17 protein-coding genes and 1 tRNA gene are annotated in these 17,273 nt (G+C 67.2%); 12 read left to right on the forward strand and 6 right to left on the reverse strand.

Annotated elements, in window-relative coordinates; all coding sequences use genetic code 11:
• Positions 1-3: 3 nt before the first annotated feature.
• From WDO72_18375 to WDO72_18395, 5 genes are all read right to left on the reverse strand, one after another.
• Positions 4-1,284, reverse strand: coding sequence for a glycosyltransferase (locus WDO72_18375; protein MEJ0087643.1), 1,281 nt, complete (start codon positions 1,282-1,284; stop codon positions 4-6).
• Positions 1,281-2,717, reverse strand: a complete 1,437-nt coding sequence (locus WDO72_18380) for an oligosaccharide flippase family protein (protein MEJ0087644.1) — start codon at positions 2,715-2,717, stop codon at positions 1,281-1,283. Before WDO72_18380 ends, WDO72_18375 begins: the two co-directional genes overlap by 4 nt.
• Before the next feature lie 104 nt (positions 2,718-2,821).
• Positions 2,822-3,382, reverse strand: coding sequence for a TMEM165/GDT1 family protein (locus WDO72_18385; protein ID MEJ0087645.1), 561 nt, complete (start codon positions 3,380-3,382; stop codon positions 2,822-2,824).
• 15 nt (positions 3,383-3,397) lie between these two features.
• On the reverse strand, positions 3,398-3,688 hold the full coding sequence (locus WDO72_18390; protein MEJ0087646.1) for a hypothetical protein: 291 nt from the start codon (positions 3,686-3,688) through the stop codon (positions 3,398-3,400).
• 55 nt (positions 3,689-3,743) lie between these two features.
• A tRNA-Glu gene (locus WDO72_18395) sits at positions 3,744-3,819 on the reverse strand.
• A 77-nt stretch (positions 3,820-3,896) separates the two neighbouring features.
• On the opposite strand from WDO72_18395, the gene WDO72_18400 reads away from it, so the two are divergent.
• From WDO72_18400 to panC, 5 genes are all read left to right on the forward strand, one after another.
• Entirely contained in the window at positions 3,897-5,468 is a 1,572-nt protein-coding gene (locus WDO72_18400) for a polynucleotide adenylyltransferase PcnB (GenBank protein MEJ0087647.1), read from the forward strand.
• A complete protein-coding gene (gene folK, locus WDO72_18405) occupies positions 5,465-5,983 on the forward strand; it encodes a 2-amino-4-hydroxy-6-hydroxymethyldihydropteridine diphosphokinase (GenBank protein MEJ0087648.1) in 519 nt (172 codons plus the stop codon). The genes WDO72_18400 and folK overlap by 4 nt, the downstream gene beginning before the upstream one ends.
• A gap of 62 nt (positions 5,984-6,045) precedes the next feature.
• Entirely contained in the window at positions 6,046-6,705 is a 660-nt protein-coding gene (locus WDO72_18410) for a deoxynucleoside kinase (GenBank protein ID MEJ0087649.1), read from the forward strand.
• A 31-nt stretch (positions 6,706-6,736) separates the two neighbouring features.
• On the forward strand, positions 6,737-7,570 hold the full coding sequence (panB, locus tag WDO72_18415) for a 3-methyl-2-oxobutanoate hydroxymethyltransferase (GenBank protein ID MEJ0087650.1): 834 nt from the start codon (positions 6,737-6,739) through the stop codon (positions 7,568-7,570).
• On the forward strand, positions 7,567-8,418 hold the full coding sequence (panC, locus tag WDO72_18420; GenBank protein MEJ0087651.1) for a pantoate--beta-alanine ligase: 852 nt from the start codon (positions 7,567-7,569) through the stop codon (positions 8,416-8,418). Before panB ends, panC begins: the two co-directional genes overlap by 4 nt.
• Positions 8,419-8,430: 12 nt before the next feature.
• Here the strand turns inward: panC and queG are convergent, their stop codons facing one another.
• Positions 8,431-9,462, reverse strand: a complete 1,032-nt coding sequence (queG, locus tag WDO72_18425; protein ID MEJ0087652.1) for a tRNA epoxyqueuosine(34) reductase QueG — start codon at positions 9,460-9,462, stop codon at positions 8,431-8,433.
• A 99-nt stretch (positions 9,463-9,561) separates the two neighbouring features.
• On the opposite strand from queG, the gene WDO72_18430 reads away from it, so the two are divergent.
• The 7 genes from WDO72_18430 to hflX all read left to right on the forward strand — a co-directional run bounded on the left by WDO72_18430 (position 9,562) and on the right by hflX (position 17,273).
• A complete protein-coding gene (locus tag WDO72_18430) occupies positions 9,562-11,052 on the forward strand; it encodes an NAD(P)H-hydrate dehydratase (GenBank protein ID MEJ0087653.1) in 1,491 nt (496 codons plus the stop codon).
• Positions 11,049-11,498: a tRNA (adenosine(37)-N6)-threonylcarbamoyltransferase complex ATPase subunit type 1 TsaE gene (tsaE, locus tag WDO72_18435; GenBank protein MEJ0087654.1), complete on the forward strand. Its 450-nt coding sequence runs from the start codon at positions 11,049-11,051 to the stop codon at positions 11,496-11,498. The genes WDO72_18430 and tsaE overlap by 4 nt, the downstream gene beginning before the upstream one ends.
• A 48-nt stretch (positions 11,499-11,546) precedes the next feature.
• Positions 11,547-12,767, forward strand: coding sequence for an N-acetylmuramoyl-L-alanine amidase (locus WDO72_18440; protein MEJ0087655.1), 1,221 nt, complete (start codon positions 11,547-11,549; stop codon positions 12,765-12,767).
• 65 nt (positions 12,768-12,832) lie between these two features.
• Positions 12,833-14,593: a DNA mismatch repair endonuclease MutL gene (mutL, locus tag WDO72_18445; protein MEJ0087656.1), complete on the forward strand. Its 1,761-nt coding sequence runs from the start codon at positions 12,833-12,835 to the stop codon at positions 14,591-14,593.
• 19 nt (positions 14,594-14,612) lie between these two features.
• On the forward strand, positions 14,613-15,548 hold the full coding sequence (miaA, locus tag WDO72_18450; GenBank protein ID MEJ0087657.1) for a tRNA (adenosine(37)-N6)-dimethylallyltransferase MiaA: 936 nt from the start codon (positions 14,613-14,615) through the stop codon (positions 15,546-15,548).
• Between the two features lie 78 nt (positions 15,549-15,626).
• Positions 15,627-15,881, forward strand: coding sequence for an RNA chaperone Hfq (gene hfq, locus WDO72_18455; GenBank protein MEJ0087658.1), 255 nt, complete (start codon positions 15,627-15,629; stop codon positions 15,879-15,881).
• A 48-nt stretch (positions 15,882-15,929) separates the two neighbouring features.
• The gene (gene hflX / locus WDO72_18460; GenBank protein ID MEJ0087659.1) at positions 15,930-17,273 is read left to right on the forward strand and encodes a ribosome rescue GTPase HflX; all 1,344 of its coding nucleotides are present in this window, start codon (positions 15,930-15,932) and stop codon (positions 17,271-17,273) included.

The following is a 17,273-nucleotide window of genomic DNA, read 5'->3' on the forward strand; positions in this document are numbered from 1 at the left end:
TAGTCAGGCGTCGAGCGCGTTGCGGCCCGGGGCTCCGTCGTCGGCGGCCTGTGCCGGCGCGGCGGCCCCCGCAACCGTTTCGATGACCATGCGGTACTGAAGGGCGAGATTCGACCAGCGGAAGCGGTCGATCCGCGCGCGTACTGGCGACACGTCGCCCGTGACGAGTCTTTCGAGCGCGGCTTCGATACCGCTTTCGTCGCCCGGCTCGAGGCACAGGCCGGCGCCGCTGTCGGCCAGCAGGTCGAACAACGCGGCGCCTTTGGGCGCGAGCCCGAGGATGGGCCGGCCGGTGGCCATGTAGTCGTAGACCTTGTACGGCGTCGAATACAGCATGTGATCGCTGACGATCGCCAGCAGCAGGTGCGCGCGCTGCAGGGCCGCGAACAATTCCACGAAGGGGATGCGCGGGCGGACCTCGAGCAGATCTTCGAGCGAGGCCGCGCGGATGCGCTGCAGTTCCGCCGGCGGCAGCGCGCCGTAGGTAGTCAGGCGCAGCTGGCGCCCGGGATGCCGCGCCGCCACGTGTTGCATGGCGCGCAGGACCGGCACCAGCGTTCTGCCAGCGAAGATCTCACCAGCGTGCACGATCTCGATGGGGCCGGTCGCATCCGGACCGCGCGCGGCGGGCGCGGCATCGAAGCCATTCGGAATCACGAAATTGCGCGCGCTCAGGGAATGCGGAAAGAATCTCTCGAACCATTCGCGCATCGCGGGCGTATTCAGCACGCGCGCGGCGCTCTGGCGAACGACGCGGTGCTCGAAGCGCTGCGCGAACCACTGCGTGACCTTGCCGCGCCGCCAGCGCGGCCATTCGTACGCGCTCCATGGATCGCGGTAGTCGAGGATCAACGGCCAGCCCAGCGCTCGCGCGATGTCCGCGCCGGCCAAAACGGCGGCGTGTGCCGGCGAGGTGGCAATGACGATTCCTGGCGGCAGCCCGCGCGCCACTTGCAGCGCCTTGCGGGTGGCGGCGGCCGCCCAGAAGTATTCCCACCCCACCGGAGCGAGCAGCCGGCGCAGCAGCGCATTGGCGGCGCGCGCGAAAAAGCCCCGGCCCTGGAATGGCAGGCGGATCGAATCGCAGCGATGCACGTTGGTGGCGAGCGGCAGCGAGTCGTCCGCCTTGACGTATTTCCAGTCGCGCATCTCGTGCGTGATCACGTGCACGTCGTAGCCGAGGCGCTCGAACTCGCGTGTGAGGAAACTGAAACGTTTGGCGCCGACGGCCGGGCTCGGCGCGAAGTAGTAAGACACGATGAGGACGGTGCGGCGCGCGCTCATGTCGTCTGCCGCCGGCGGGTCAGGGCGCGCAACACGTAGCCGTATTCCTCGCTCAATATGAAACGCGCCGCGACCGTGTAGACGACGCCGAACAGCAGCACGCCGGCCGCCGCGCTGAGCGCGGTGCGCGGCAGATATTCGATGGCGGCGTGCATGGCGCCGAGCGCCAGCGCGGACGCCAGGATCGACAGCCAGAACTTGCGCCACTGATAGATCCCGCCGACCGGCACCTGGTAACGCTGCATCACGCGGCGGCCGAGATAAAAGCCGCTCCACATCTGCCCGGCGACCAGGCCGATGGTTGGACCCCACAGGCCGAACTTCGGCAAAAGCGCGACGATCAAGGCGATGTTGATGCCGAGCGAGACGGCGCTCGAAGTCGCGAACGAGGCGTTGTCCTCGACACTGCGCAGCAGCGTCGAGAACTGGAAGCACTGACGCAGCATGAGCAGCAGGAACACCTGGAAGTAGGGCGTCGCGGCGACGTATGCGTCCGTGAACAGCAGCCGCACCAGCGGTTCGGCGAAGTAGGTGAGCAGCACCCAGGACGGGCAGATCACGGCGAACACCATCAGCTGCGCACGTTTCCACAGCCGCAGGCCTTCCAGCGGATCTTTCTGCGCGCGTTTGACCATGTCGGGGAAGATCACGTCCGACAACGAGGTCTGCACGATGTTCACCAGCGGCACCTGGTAGGCGGCGGTGGTGTAGATGGCCGTGGCCACCGGGCCCATCTGCATGCTGACGACGACGCGGCCGAATTCATTCGCCTTGTTGAGCACCGACCCCAGGCCGAGCGGGGCGACCAGCCGCACCTGTTCGCGCAGCACCGCGTGTTCCCAGCGGAACACCAGCAGGCGATGTGCGCGCAGCCACAGGTAGATAGCCAGGTTCTTGAGGGCTTCGGCGACCACGATCGTGACGAAGATCATCTCGACGTCGCGGAAATACAGCGCGGCGCCGAGCAAGGTCGCCAGCCGCCACGCGGTCACCACCAACGTGTACACCATGACCTGCGCCGACTGCCGCTGCGCCAGCCAGTACGCGACGATCACCTCGAGATTGAGGAACATGAACACGTACAACGCCAGCGGCAGCCAGCTGTCGGCGATTTCTTCCGGCACGATCCACGGCTTGAACGCCACGATGACCAGCGCACTGACCACCGAGACAGCCAGCATCAACAGCGAGGTCTTGGTGATGTCCGAGGCGGCGCGCGCCGGGGTGCGCGCCAGCAGATAGGTGAGATTGGCGGAGAGTGCGAAGCCGCCGAGAGAGGTGACCAGCATGGCGATAGCCATGAACTGCCGGTAGCGGCCGTACTCGACGATGTCCAGCAGGCGCACCAGCAGCAGAGGACTCAAGAGCGCCAGCGCCTGATTGAGAAGGCGCGCGCTGGCGAGCACGGCGCCCCTCGAGACAAATGAACTCATGCGGGTGCCCGAATTGTGGGGCGAGGCATCGCGCTCCACTGTCGGCCCAGGGCTTCGTTACACGGTAGGGGCACGCCTACAGGGCGGGCCGGCGGCGCGGACGACTATTGGGCGAAGACCAGCGCGTAGACGCCAAGCGACGCAAAAACCAGCGCGGCCACGATGCGAACCGCCTTGAGCGACACGCGCTTGATCAGCGCGTCGCCCAGGTACACCACGGGTACGTTCGCCAGCATCATGCCGAGCGTGGTGCCGATGACCACCGCCGCGAGATTGTGAAACTGCGCCGCCAGCGCGACGGTGGCGATCTGCGTCTTGTCGCCCATCTCCACGAGGAAAAAGGCGATCGCAGTCGTGACGAACACGCCGTACCGCGGCGGACCAGTGACTTCATCGGGTGGCGAATCCGGAACCAGCGTCCAGGCGGCCATGGCGAGGAACGAAATCCCGAGTATCCATCGCAACGCTTGCGCGCCGAGCAGGGTGACCACCCAGTTGCCGACCGCGCCGGCGAATGCGTGGTTGGCGATGGTGGCGACGAAGATGCCGAGCACGATGGGCAGCGGCGCGCGAAAACGCGTCGCCAGCAGCAGTGCGAGTAGTTGGGTCTTGTCGCCGATCTCGGCCAGCGCGACGACGCCGGCCGAAACGAAAAATGCTTCCAATTCGGGAACTGCGCCTCAGTGTCCGGACAACCCGCCGCTGGTCGGCAGCGCCTCGGTGCCGCCGCTGGTCACGCAGGCGGCCATCGATCGGTACGAGACGAAGTACTTGAGCTGGCGGTAGTTAGGCGAGCTGCGGTCGTGGCAGATGTTTTCGCGCGATTTCTTCACCGGCGCGTTCCGGTCGGGGTTCGGCGGCACGTCCCGGTGGCAGTGGTAGCGGTTGCCGTTGGCGCGGTCGTAGTGACAGCCATTCCCATCCAGCGCGCCGGCACTCGCGTGGGCGATGGCGCCAAAATTCAGGACCAACAGTGCGCAACCCAGCAGGGATTTGATCGACGGCACTACAAGCCTTTGATTTGATTGGCGCTCCCTACCGGATTCGAACCGGTGTTACGGCCTTGAGAGGGCCATGTCCTGGGCCTCTAGACGAAGGGAGCGTCTTATTGGGCGGGTCCAGAATCGAGCGCGGTAGTATATGCGCCGCTTTTCCCCTGCCAAGCGGAACCTTCAACTCTTGAACGACGATTTGCGACCTGACGCGGACCCACGGCCCGCCGCACGCATCATCCCCCGTGCCGAACATTCCATATCGCGCGCCGCGATCTCGCCGAACGCCTTGCGTGTGCTGTATCGCCTGCGCGAAGCCGGCTACGAGGCCTTTCTCGTGGGCGGGTGCGTACGCGACCTGCTGATCGGAATCACGCCGAAGGATTTCGACATCGCCACCAGCGCGTTGCCGGAAGAAGTGAAGCGCACCTTCCGCAACTGCCGGCTCATCGGCCGGCGCTTCCGGCTGGCGCATGTGTTCTTCGGCCGCGAGATCATCGAGGTCGCGACCTTCCGCGCCATGAGCGCGCCGGAGCTGGGCGATGAAGTGCCCGAACCGCCGGCCGCCGATCTCGACGACGACGTCGACGACGAACTGCTGGACGATGTCGACGAGGACGAGACCGACGAAAGCGTGGTGCTGGCCGAGGCCGGCCCGCACCAGACCGGTTTTCATGGTTCCAGGCCCGGCCGCGAGCGTGATCGCTCGCGCCATGCGGGTGCCGGCGATGACGACGCAGACGAAGACCGCGTCACCGACGAACACGGCCGCATCCTGCGCGACAACGCCTACGGCAGCATCGACGACGACGTCTGGCGCCGCGATTTCACGGCGAACTCGCTGTACTACAACATCGCGGACTTCTCGATCTGGGACTACTGCGGCGGCGTCGAGGACATTTCCGCGCGCCAGCTGAAGCTGATCGGCGATCCGCACACGCGGTATCGCGAAGACCCGGTGCGCATGCTGCGCGCCGCGCGCTTCGAGGCGAAGCTCGGCTTCACGCTCGACGGCGAAACCGGCAGCGCCATCCCGCAGCTGCGCGAGTTGTTAGGCAGCGTGCCGCCGGCGCGCCTGTTCGACGAAACGCTCAAGCTGTTCCTGACCGGCCACGGCGCCATGAGCCTGACGGTGCTGCGCCGGCACGGGCTGCTGGGCGAGTTGCTGCCGTCGGTCGCGGGATATCTGGACCGCCACCCGAACGGCGCGGTGGCGCGCCTGCTGCAGCAGGGCCTGATCAACACCGACCAACGCGTGGCGGCGGGCAAACCCGTCACCCCGACCTTCCTGTTCGCGTTGCTGCTGTATGGACCGATCGCCGAGATCATCGAAAAGCAGCCGCAGGAAAAGTGGCACGACATCGGCACCATTGTCGATGCGGTGGATCGCGCGGCGCGTGCCGCGCAGGGCCGCATCTCGATTCCGAAACGTTTCTCGCTCGGTGTGCGCGAGATGTTCGCCGCCCAGCCGCGCCTGGAACAGCCGCGCGGAAGGCGTGCATTGCGCATGCTGGAACAGCCGCGTTTCCGCGCCGGCTTCGACCTGCTGCTGCTGCGCGCGGACATGGGCCTGGCGTCGCGCGAACTCGCCGACTGGTGGACGAAGATCCAGGAAGTCTCGCAGGCGGATCGCGACCGCATGGCCGATTCGCTCGGGGGACCGGCGCGCCAGGCGGGTGACGTTGGCGGTGGCGCCAGCCGCCGGGGCCCGCGCCGCCGGCGTCGCGGTGGACGAGGACGGGCGCCCGCGGCCTCATGAACGCCGCGGTCGACTGCCTCGACGCGAACCCGCGCTGGTTGCCAGCCTACGTCGGAGTGGGCAGCAATCTCGACGGCCCAGAGGCGCAGGTGCGGCGCGCGCTGCAGGCGCTCGGGAAACTGCCGGGCACGCGCCTGGTAGTCAGCTCGCCGCTGTATCGCACGCCGCCGTTCGGCGCGGTCGTGCAGCCCGCGTTCGTCAACGCGGTGGCGGGACTGCTGACGCAGACCAGCCCGGACGATCTGCTGACCGCGCTGCGCTCGCTCGAACGCGAGCTCGGGCGCGAACCGCCGCGCGAGCGCTGGGGACCGCGGCTCATCGATCTCGACCTGCTGGTGGTCGGGCGCGAGACGCGCTCGACGCCGGCGCTGACACTGCCGCATCCCGGCATTGCGGAACGCGACTTCGTGCTCTATCCACTGGCCGATATCGCGCCCGATCTCGAGGTCCCGGGCGCCGGCCGCGTGGCGGATCTGCGCGCGCGTGTCGCCGATCGCGGCATCACGCGATTGTGAATACCCCGGACACCGAGACTTCGACGGGCACGGCCGTGGCCAGCGGGGCATTGCCGCGCGCCATCGCGCCGGACGCTCCGGCGCAGCGGTACATCGTCGTCGAGGGTCCGATCGGCGTCGGCAAGACCTCGCTGGCGCGCCGGCTCGCCGCAACGCTCGAAGCCGAACTGGTGCTCGAGCAGGACGCGCAGAATCCGTTCCTCGAGCGCTTCTACAAGAACCCGAAGTCCGGCGCGTTGCCCGCGCAGCTGTTTTTCCTGTTTCAACGCGCGCAGCAGCTCGGGACACTCAAGCAGCAGGACATGTTCGCGCCGCGGCGCGTCGCCGACTATCTATTCGAGAAGGACCGCCTGTTCGCCGGGCTGACGCTCGACCAGGCCGAAATGGCGTTGTACGACCAGGTGGCGTCGCGCCTCGCCGTGGATCCGCCCAAGCCGGATCTCGTCGTGTACCTGCAGGCGCCGGTCGAGACGCTGTTGCAGCGGATCGCCAAACGCGGCATCTCCTATGAATCGGGGATCGATGCCGCGTACCTCACGCGCCTGAACGATGCGTATGCGCGTTTCTTCCACGAGTACGACCGCGCGCCGCTCTTGATTGTGAACGCGGCGAGCATAGATCCCGTGCAGAACCAGGCGGACTTCGATGAGTTGGTGGGCGCCATCCGGCGCATGAAGAAGGGCCGCATGTATTACAACCCCCTGCGCCACGGTACTATCTGACGCCCTGCGGGGGGACGAGGGTTACTAGCTGATGTACACACATCTCGAGCAGCGCGATTCCACGCGGCCGCCGGTCACGCTCGGCACGCTCGACCGCATGAAACGCGAAGGCGAGAAGATCGCCAGCATCACCTGCTACGACGCGAGCTTCGCTGTGCTCTGCGACAACGCCGACGCGGACCTCGTGCTGGTCGGAGACTCGTTGGGCATGGTGCTGCAGGGTCACGACACCACCGTGCCCGTGACCATGGACGACATCGTGTATCACTGCAAAGCCGTGGCGCGCGGATTACATCGTCCGTTCCTGGTGGCCGACCTGCCGTTCGCGAGTTATCCGACCGCCGACATCGCGCTGGCGAATTCCGTGCGTCTCATGCAGGAGGGCGGCGCCGAGATGGTGAAGCTCGAAAGCGGATTGGGGCAGCTGGAAATCGTCGAGTTCCTCGCCCGGCACGACATCGCCGTGTGTGCGCACCTCGGGCTCAAACCGCAGTCGGTGCACAAGACCGGCGGCTTCCGCGTGCAGGGCCGCGACGACGCGGCGGCGCAGCGCATGATCGACCAGGCGAAGGCGCTCGAATCCGCCGGCGCCGACATCGTGCTGCTGGAATGTATTCCGTCCGCGCTCGGCGCGACGATCACCCAATCGCTGCACGTGCCGGTGATCGGCATCGGCGCCGGCCCGGACACCGACGGACAGATCCTCGTGTTGTACGACGTGCTCGACATCACCTCGGGTCGCAAGCCGCGCTTCGTCAAGAATTTCATGGAAGGTGCGACTTCCAATCTCGACGCGCTGCAACGCTACGTACACGCCGTGAAGCAGAAAACCTACCCCGCGCCCGAGCACGAGTTTCACGCTTGATCACCGTCACGACGATCGCCGCGGTGCGCGAACACGTCGCCCGCTGGCACGCGGCGAATGAGCGCGTCGTGTTCGTGCCCACCATGGGCAACCTGCACGCCGGTCACGTGAGCCTCATCGAGGCGGCGCGCAAACTCGGGCAACGATTCGTGGCGAGTATTTTCGTGAACCCGATGCAGTTCGGGCCCAACGAGGATTTCGCGCACTATCCGCGCACCCCGACGAACGACGCGCAGATGCTCGCGGCCGCGGGTTGCGACCTCATGTTCATGCCGGAAGTGGGCGAGATGTATCCGAACGGCGCTGCCCAGGCCACGCGCGTGGAAGTGCCCGGCATCTCCGACATCCTGTGCGGCGAGTTTCGCCCGGGTCATTTCGAAGGCGTGGCGACCGTCGTCGCCAAGCTGTTCCACATCGTCGATCCGGACGTCGCGATCTTCGGCGAGAAGGATTTCCAGCAGCTCACCGTGATCCGCCGCATGGTCGCGGACCTGTGCCTGCGGGTCGAGATCGTCGGCGCGCCGACGGTGCGCGAGGCCGACGGCCTGGCGATGAGCTCGCGCAACCAGTACCTGGACGAAACGCAGCGCCGGATTGCGCCAGCTATCTACCGGCAGCTGCAGCAGGCGGTGGCGGCGTTGAAGGCCGGCGTGCGCGATTTCGCGCATATCGAAACCGCGGGTATCGCTGCGCTCAACGACGCCGGATTCCGCACCGACTACTTCAAGGTGCGGGATGCGAACTCGCTCGCGCCCGCGCAGCCGGATACGAAGGATTACGTGGTGTTGACCGCGGCGCGGCTGGGCAAGGCGCGCCTCATCGACAACGTGCAATTCTCCGCGGGCTGATCGCCTGCCGCGTCAGGCCGCGCCGCGGCGCGCCTGTTCCGCCAACGCCCATTCGACATGTTCGCGCACCAGCGCGGACGTATCGTCGCGCCGCGCGCGCAGCGCCGCGGTGGTCTCTTCGTTGGCCGGCGCGTTTCCGAGCGCCACCGCGATGTTTCGCAGCCAGCGTTCGTAACCGATACGGCGGATCGCCGAACCCTCGGTGCGCGCCAGGAATTCTTCCTCGCTCCACGCAAACAACTCGCTGAGCCGCGACGCATCGAGCCGGTGGCGCGTCTTGAAATCCGGATGCGCGGCGGCGCGCGCGAACTTGTTCCACGGGCACACCAGCTGGCAATCGTCGCAGCCGTAGATGCGATTTCCCATCATCCGCCGCAGCTCGACCGGTATCGCGCCATGCAGTTCGATGGTGAGGTAGGAGATGCAGCGCCGCGCATCGAGCTGCTGGGGCGCGGTGATGGCGCCGGTGGGGCAGGCGGGAATACAGGCCGAACACGTGCCGCAGTGCGCGCTGGCCGGTTCGTCCACCGGCAGCGGCAGGTCGGTCAGGATCTCGCCGATGAAGAAATACGAGCCCGCATCGCGCGCGATGAGATTGGTGTGTTTGCCTATCCACCCGAGGCCGGCCTTGCGCGCCAGCGCCTTCTCGAGCACCGGGCCCGAGTCGACGAACACGCGATATCCCATGTCGCCAACCTGCTCGATCACGTCGTCGGCCAGGCCCTGCAGCGCCTGGCGCAACACCTTGTGATAGTCGCGGCCGAGCGCGTAACGGGACACGTAGCCCGATGCCGTGTCGGCCAATACATCGAGGGCATCGCGCGCGTCTCCCGGCCAGTAGTTCATGCGCGCCGAGAGGACGCGCACGGTACCCGGGACGAGCTCGGCCGGCCGCGTGCGCCGCGTACCGTGGCGGGACATGTAGCCCATTTCACCGTGCCGTCCTGTGCCGAGCCAGGCCTCGAGATGGGCGGCGTCGAGGTCGAGGGCTATGTCGCTCACGCCGAGTGCGTCGAACCCGCGCGCGCGGGCAAGCGCGGACAAGGACGTCTTCAGGGCCGCCAGTTTCTCTGCGGACGGAGTTTCGGCGGCACTTGGGGGTGAAGCGAGGTTCATGCGACGCGGCCAGTATAATTCGCGCCCATGGACCGCCCGACCGCCATTTACACCGCAGCGCAGGCGCGCGCGCTCGATGCCTTCGAGATCGAGAAGCGGCGCGTTCCCAGCTTCACTTTGATGACGCGCGCAGCCGAGGGTGCTCTCAAGTTGCTGCGCGGACGCTGGCCCGAGGCCAAACGCATCGCCGTGGTCTGCGGCGCCGGCAACAATGGCGGCGACGGTTATGTCCTCGCGCGGCTCGCGCAGGCGGCCGGCCTCGACGCGCTGGTCCTCGCGGCCGCGCCGCCCGACAAACTCGCCGGGGATGCGCGGCGCGCGCAGGAAGAGTGGCTGGCCGCGGGCGGACGGGCGCATCCGTTCGCCGCCGACGCGTTGTCGGGCAGCGACGTGATCGTCGACGGGTTGTTAGGCATCGGCCTCGAGGGCGCGCCGCGTCCGGACTCGCTCGCCGTGATCCGCGCGATCAATGCGGCGAAACGCCCGGTGCTGGCGCTCGATATTCCTTCGGGTGTCGATGCGGACACGGGCGTGGTGGACGAAGCCGCGGTGCGCGCGGATATCACCTTGAGCTTCGTGGGCTTCAAAGCGGGGCTGTTCCTCGGCGCGGGCCCGGAATATTCGGGTGTGGTGCTGCTGGATGACCTCGGCGTGGTCGCCCCGGCACTGCCGCAGTTCGCGCCGCTGATGCGCCGCATCGACGAGGCCGAGATCGCCGCCAGCCTGCCGCGCCGCCCTCGCGAGGCGCACAAGGGCACGAGCGGACGCGTGCTGGTCGTCGGTGGCGGCGGTGGCATGCCGGGCACGCTGCGCCTGGCGGGCACGGCGGCGCTGCGCGTCGGTGCCGGGCTCGTGAGCGTCGCCGGCGCGGTGGAAAACCTGGTTGCGGTCACCGCCGCCAACCCCGAGCTGATCTATCTACCCACCTCGCACACGAGCAGCCTGCAGGAACCGATGCGCGCCGCCGACGTGCTGGCCATCGGCCCCGGCCTCGGGCAGGGCGAGTGGGCGCAACGCCTGTGGGCGCAGACGCTGGCCTCTTCCGCGACGCCGGTCATCGTCGACGCCGACGCGTTGAACCTGCTGGCGTCGAATCCCGTCAAACTACCGGCCCACTGGATCATGACCCCGCATCCGGGCGAGGCCGCGCGGTTGCTGGGGGTGCAGATTCCCGACGTGCAGCGCGACCGGCTGGGCGCCGTGCGCGAATTGGTGGCGCGTTATGGCGCGGTCGCGGTGCTGAAAGGCGCCGGCACGCTGGTGGCGAGCGCCACGGGAGATACCACCGAAGTCTTCATCTGCGAACGCGGCAATCCCGGCATGGCGACCGCCGGCATGGGGGATCTGCTGACCGGCGTCATCGCCGGGCTGCGCGCGCAGATCCCGGATAGTGCCGGCGCGGCGCGGGTCGGCGTGCTGGTCCATGCGCTGGCGGGCGATTCGGCGGCGCAGGGTGGACAGCGCGGGCTGGTTGCGAGTGACGTGTTGGCCGAGCTGCGAGGCTGGGTCAATCCGTGACCGGCAACGTCTGGCACACGAGCAGCGGTGAGGAGACCGAAGCGCTCGGGGCGAGGCTCCTGGGGCGCGCGCCGCCGCCGGGCACCCCGTGCCGCGTGATCGAGCTGCGCGGGGAGCTCGGTGCGGGCAAGTCGACCTTCACGCGCGGTGTGTTGCGGGAACTGGGGGTCACCGGGCACATCAAGAGCCCGAGTTACACGCTGCTCGAAACCTACGATCCGCCCGGCGTACGTGTGGTGCATCTGGATCTCTACCGCCTCAATGACCCCGACGAACTGGAGCACCTGGGCCTGCCCGACTATCACCGCCCCGGATTTCTCTGGTTCATCGAGTGGCCGGAGCGGGGTGCCGGAAGGCTTCCCTCTCCCGACCTGCGATTCGAGTTTTCGATCGCGAAGGACAGCCACCGTATCGAGAGGATTGAATTCCTTGCGCCGAATAAGTAAATTGCGCCGCAGGTCAGTTGTTGAACTCCATGATGGAGAAGGGTTTTCTTGGGGAAGAAGCTAACCGCCCGCCTGGCACTGCTCGCAATCCTTGCGGGAGTTTCCGGGAGCGCCGTCGCCGCTGAGGTCCGCGCGGTGCGCGTGGCGGCTACGGAATCGGGCACGCGCGTCGTGCTCGATCTGTCCGGCCCCGTCAGCAGCAAGGCATTCTTGTTAGACAACCCATCGCGCGTCGTGCTGGACGTCGCGAAGTCGACGCTGCGCGTCAGGCTTCCCGAAGCAGCAGGCGCCGTCACCGCGCTGCGCTCGGGCAAGCTGCCACATAACGGCCTGCGCCTGGTATTCGAAGTGAAAGGGCCCGTGACCATCGACACCTCGTCGGCCGCACCCGCCGCAGATGCGGGGCACCGCCTGATTCTCGACATCGCCACGCCGGGCGCCGCACGGGCGGTCTCAGTGACACCCGCAGCGCCGCTAGCCCCGGTTGCGATCCGCCCCGCGCATGCCCCCACCGAATCCGGCCGCGACATCGTGATCGCGGTGGATGCCGGCCATGGCGGCGTCGATCCGGGTGCATCCGGGCGCCGCACGCGCGAGAAGGACGTGGTGCTCGAGATCGCCAAGGCACTGGCCGCGCGCATCGACGCGGAGCCGGGCATGAAAGCCGTGCTGACGCGTGACGGCGATTACTTCATCACGCTGCAGGAGCGCAGCAAACGCGCGCGCCGCGCAAAGGCCGACCTGTTCGTGTCCATCCACGCCGATGCGATCGCGAACCCGGATGTCTCCGGCTCGTCGGTTTACGTGTTGTCGGATCGCGGCGCATCGAGCGAAGCGGCGCGCTGGCTGGCGGAGCGTGAAAACGCCGCCGACTTGAAAGGTGGCGTCACGCTCGATGACAAGGATCCGGTGCTCGCGAACGTGCTGATGGATCTGTCGCAGACGGCCAGCATCTCGGCGAGCATGGTCGCCGCCGACAATGTCCTCAAGGCGCTCGACCGCATCGGCGAAGTGCGCAAGCCGCGCGTGCAACAGGCCGGATTCGTGGTGCTCAAATCGCCCGACGTGCCATCCATGCTGGTCGAAACCGCCTTCATTTCGAACCGCGAAGACGAGCGCAAGCTCTCCCTGCCCGCGCATCGCGCGAAGCTGGCGAATGCCATCTTCGCCGGAATAGAGCAGTACTTTCAGGGCAATGCGCCCGACGGCACGCGGCTCGCGGCGGCGCGGCGCAGTGGCGGCGCGGGCAGTTCGCTCGAGCTGCGATAGGGATACGTAAATGGGGTCAGACCCCATTTTCGCGCGGTAAACTGCGCGGCCTGAACAGGCCCGCCATGACCATCCGCGTTCTCGACAATCACCTCATCGACCAGATCGCCGCCGGCGAGGTCATCGAACGCCCGGCTTCGATCGTCAAGGAGCTGGTGGAGAACAGTCTCGACGCCGGCGCGCAGAGCATCGAAGTCGAGATCGAAGCGGGCGGCGTGCGCCTCACGCGCGTGCGCGACGACGGTTTCGGCATTCCGGCGCAGGAGCTCAGGCTTGCGCTGTCGCGGCATGCGACCAGCAAGATTTCGACCTCGGACGACCTCGCGCAAATCATGACGCTGGGATTTCGCGGCGAAGCGCTGCCGTCGATCGCGTCGGTCTCGCGCTTCGAGATCACTTCGCGCCACGTCGATGCAGAGCGCGCCGCCAGCGTCAGCGCCGAGGCCGGTGCCGTGAGCGATCCGATCCCGGCGGCGCATCCGCCGGGTACGACCATCGAAGTGCGCGATCTGTTCTTCAATCTGCCGGCGCGTCGCAAATTCCTGCGCAGCGAAGTCACCGAGCAGGGTCACATCGTGCGGCTGGTCGAGCGCCTGGCGCTGTCGCGCAGCGACGTGGCGTTCCGGCTGCGCAGCGGTTCGCGGACCTTGTTGGACGCGCCGGCGCTCAAGGATGGCAGCGCGGCGGATCGCATCGGCCGGGTCGTCGGCCGGGAATTCCTCGAACGATCGCTCGAGCTCGACCACTCCGCCGGTCCGGTACGTATCAGCGGGTGGATAGGCGCGCCCTCGGCCGCGCGCGCAACCGGCGACATGCAGTTCTTTTTCGTCAACGGGCGCGCGGTGCGCGACCGGCTGTTGATGAACGCGGTCCGTCTGGGTTATCGCGACGTGTTGTATGGCGGGCGGCAACCGGCCTACGTGTTGTATCTCGAGCTCGATCCCGGGCTGGTCGACGTCAATGCACATCCGCAGAAACTCGAAGTCCGGTTCCGCGACAGCCGCCAGATCCACGACTTCGTGTTTCGTGCCGTGGAACGCAAACTCGCCGGCACGAAGCCCGGTGTGAGCGTGGTGCCGCCGGCAATCGCTGCGAATGGCCACTACTCGCAGGGCCTGCCATTACGCGCCGCGGACGGTGCGTTGCCGGGCGTCTGGGCGGTGGCCGAGATGCTGCGCGGCGGTGGCAGCGAGCTCAAGGAGGGCGAGATTCCGTATGACCTGCCCGCCGCCGCGGCCGAGCCGGGCGCTGCCCCGCTCGGCGAAGCGCTGGCGCAGATCCACGGCATCTACATCCTCGCGCAGAACGAACACGGCCTGGTGCTGGTGGACATGCACGCCGCGCACGAGCGGGTGTTGTACGAAAAGATGAAAGCGCAGCAGGGCGGGGCGGCGACACAGCTGCTGCTCGCGCCCATCTCCGTCGAGCTCAAGGTCGACGAACTCGACGTATTGCTCGCGAATCGCGACGAGTGGCTGGCGGCAGGTTTCGATCTCGAACGGCTCGGCCCGCAGACGCTGGTGGTGCGTTCGGTGCCGGCGTTGCTGCCGCGCGAAGACATTGCCGCGCTGGTGCGCGACGTGGTGGGCGACGTCACCTCCGACGGCGCCTCGCATCACCTCGACGGCGCCACCGACCGGTTGTTAGGCACGATCGCCTGCCGCTCGGCCATCCACGCGCACCGGCGGCTCACGCTCGCCGAGATGAATGCGCTGCTGCGGCAGATGGAGCAGACGCCGCGTGCCGACCAGTGCAACCACGGCCGGCCGACCTGGACGCAGGTGACATTGCAGGAACTGGACCGCATGTTCCTGCGCGGCCGCTGAACCGCGTCCGCAGCTGCCATTGCACCCCGGCACCAAACCACTCGCGGTCCTCACCGGCCCCACCGGCACGGGCAAAACGGATATCGCGCTGCGCCTGGCGCGTGAGTTCCCGCTCGAGATTGTCAGCGTGGATTCGGCGCAGGTGTATCGCGGCCTCGACATCGGCAGCGCGAAGCCGGACGCGGCGGTGCGCGCCGCGGTGCCGCACCACCTGATCGACCTGGTAGACCCCGCGGATAGTTATTCGGCCGGACGGTTCGTGCGCGATGCCGCCGACGCCATAGCAGACATCGAATCTCGCGGGCGCGTGCCGCTGCTGGTCGGCGGCACGATGTTGTACCTGCGTGCGCTGATCGGTGGAATCGCGACGCTGCCGCAGGGCAGTGCGCAGCTGCGCGCCACGCTCGACGCCGACGCGCTGCGGATCGGCTGGCCGGCCATGCACCAGCGGCTGGCCGCGGTCGATGCGGCGGCCGCGGCGCGTATCCATCCCAACGACGCGCAGCGCATCCAGCGCGCGCTCGAAGTACATGCGGTGGGCGGCCGGCCCATCTCGGAGCTGCAGACGGTGACCACTCCGACGCTGGCGCGCGATTTCATCTGCGTCGCGCTCGTTCCGGACGATCGCGCGCGTCTGCACGCAGCCCTCGCGCAGCGCTTCGAAAGCATGATGGGCGCGGGACTGCTGGATGAGGTGCGCGCCCTCTACCAGCGCGGCGATCTGAGCGACGAGAAGCCTGCGATCCGGGCGGTCGGTTACCGTCAGCTGTGGTCGCATCTGGCGGGCAGCTACTCGCTGGAAGTTGCCGTGGACCGGGCCATGGCCGCCACGCGCCAGCTCGCGAAAAGGCAGCTGACCTGGTTGCGCACCATGCCAAACATCCAGGCGTTCGATCCCCATGACGCGCAAAGCTTTGTAGGCGTACGTGAATCCCTGACTCCCTCTTTTGGGTGACATGCGCGCGCGTTGCCGGTCGGGACCCCCGTGTTATATTCCGGCGCGTCCGCTTGCTCGAAAAATAAGGAGAACGTCATGGCCAAGGGCCAGTCACTGCAGGACCCGTTTCTGAATACTTTGCGCAAGGAACGTATCCCGGTGTCGATCTATCTGGTGAATGGAATCAAGCTGCAAGGCCAGATCGATTCGTTTGATCAGTTCGTCGTACTACTCAAGAACAGCGTGAGCCAGATGGTTTACAAACACGCGATTTCGACAGTTGTCCCGGCGCGCAACGTGCGCATCACCAACGAAGACGGAACGACGATCGAGGCGGTTGCCGGCGAGTGATCTTCCCGGCGTTGGCTCGCTCGCTCACCGTTTTCTCGAGAATTCATCTTGTTCGAGCGACCACGCGCAGGTGAGCGGGCCGTGCTCGTGCGCTTAGGCATAGGCGCGCCGGCCGATCCCGAAGACCTTCTGGAATTCGAGCAGCTCGCGTTGTCCGCGGGCGCGATCCCGGTCGCGAAAGTTTCGGGGCGGCGCGATCGCCCCGATCCACGCCTGTTCGTCGGCAGCGGCAAGGCCGACGAAATCAAGAACATCGTCACCGAACAGAATGCCGACGTGGTGTTGTTCGATCACCCGCTGTCGCCTTCGCAGGAACGCAATCTCGAGAAGCTCATCGAGCGCCGCGTGCTCGACCGTTCCGGGCTCATCCTAGACATCTTCGCGCAGCGCGCGCGCAGCCACGAAGGCAAGCTCGAAGTCGAGCTCGCGCAGCTCAAACACATCGCCACGCGGCTGGTGCGCGGCTGGACCCACCTCGAGCGCCAGCGCGGCGGCGGCATCGGCAATCGCGGCCCTGGTGAAACCCAGCTCGAAACCGATCGCCGGCTGCTCGGCAAACGCGTCAAGACGCTGACCGCGCGACTCGAAAAGCTCAATCAACAGCGCGAGACCGGGCGGCAGCAGCGCGCGCAGATCCCGATTCCGTCGCTGGCGCTGGTCGGATACACGAACGCCGGCAAATCGACGCTGTTTCGGGCGCTCACGGGCGCCGACGCTTACATCGCGGACCAGCTGTTCGCGACGCTCGACCCCACGGTGCGCAGCATTGTTTTGCCGGGCAACACCAAGGTCGTGGTGGCCGATACGGTGGGTTTCATCCGCGAATTGCCGCACGAACTGGTGGCGGCGTTCAAGTCGACGCTCACCGAGGCGCGCGAAGCCACGCTGCTGCTGCACGTGGTCGACGTGAGCGACCCACGGCGCGAAGAACACATCGACGAAGTCAACCGCGTACTCGCCGACATCGGCGCCGGCGATCTGCCGCAAATCCTCGTATTCAACAAGATCGACCGCATCGAATCGCAGCCGCATGCCGACCGCGACGAAAACGGCCGCGTGAGCCACGTCTGGATCTCGGCCGCGAAGGCCCAGGGACTCGATTTGCTGCGCGATTGCGTCACCGAACGCCTGGCGCGCGTGGCGCGCCGCGCGACGCTGCGCCTGCCGGTATCGGGCGGCGAGGTCCGGGCGCGGCTGTATGCCGCGAATCTCGTGCTGGCGGAGCGCATCGCCGAGGACGGGGCTTTCGAAATCGACACTGAACTCTCCGAGGTCGAGCTGCTCAAATGGGCGCAGGAGCCCGGTGTCGAGGTCCTGACACTCGCGGACGACTCAACTTGTACGGCCGCAGGTGCCTACCTACAATCGTCGCCCGCCTTGCGAAGCTCCTGA

The organism is Pseudomonadota bacterium, assembly GCA_037200975.1.
Taxonomy (GTDB): domain Bacteria; phylum Pseudomonadota; class Gammaproteobacteria; order Steroidobacterales; family Steroidobacteraceae; genus CADEED01.

Excerpts from the sequence above, each read along its gene's own strand:
- WDO72_18375 (MEJ0087643.1), bottom strand. The coding sequence starts at position 1,284 with ATGAGCGCGCGCCGCACCGTCCTCATCGTGTCTTACTACTTCGCGCCG.
- WDO72_18380 (MEJ0087644.1), bottom strand. The coding sequence starts at position 2,717 with ATGAGTTCATTTGTCTCGAGGGGCGCCGTGCTCGCCAGCGCGCGCCTT.
- folK (MEJ0087648.1), top strand. The coding sequence starts at position 5,465 with ATGAACGCCGCGGTCGACTGCCTCGACGCGAACCCGCGCTGGTTGCCA.
- panB (MEJ0087650.1), top strand. The coding sequence starts at position 6,737 with ATGTACACACATCTCGAGCAGCGCGATTCCACGCGGCCGCCGGTCACG.
- WDO72_18430 (MEJ0087653.1), top strand. The coding sequence starts at position 9,562 with ATGGACCGCCCGACCGCCATTTACACCGCAGCGCAGGCGCGCGCGCTC.
- mutL (MEJ0087656.1), top strand. The coding sequence starts at position 12,833 with ATGACCATCCGCGTTCTCGACAATCACCTCATCGACCAGATCGCCGCC.
- hfq (MEJ0087658.1), top strand. The coding sequence starts at position 15,627 with ATGGCCAAGGGCCAGTCACTGCAGGACCCGTTTCTGAATACTTTGCGC.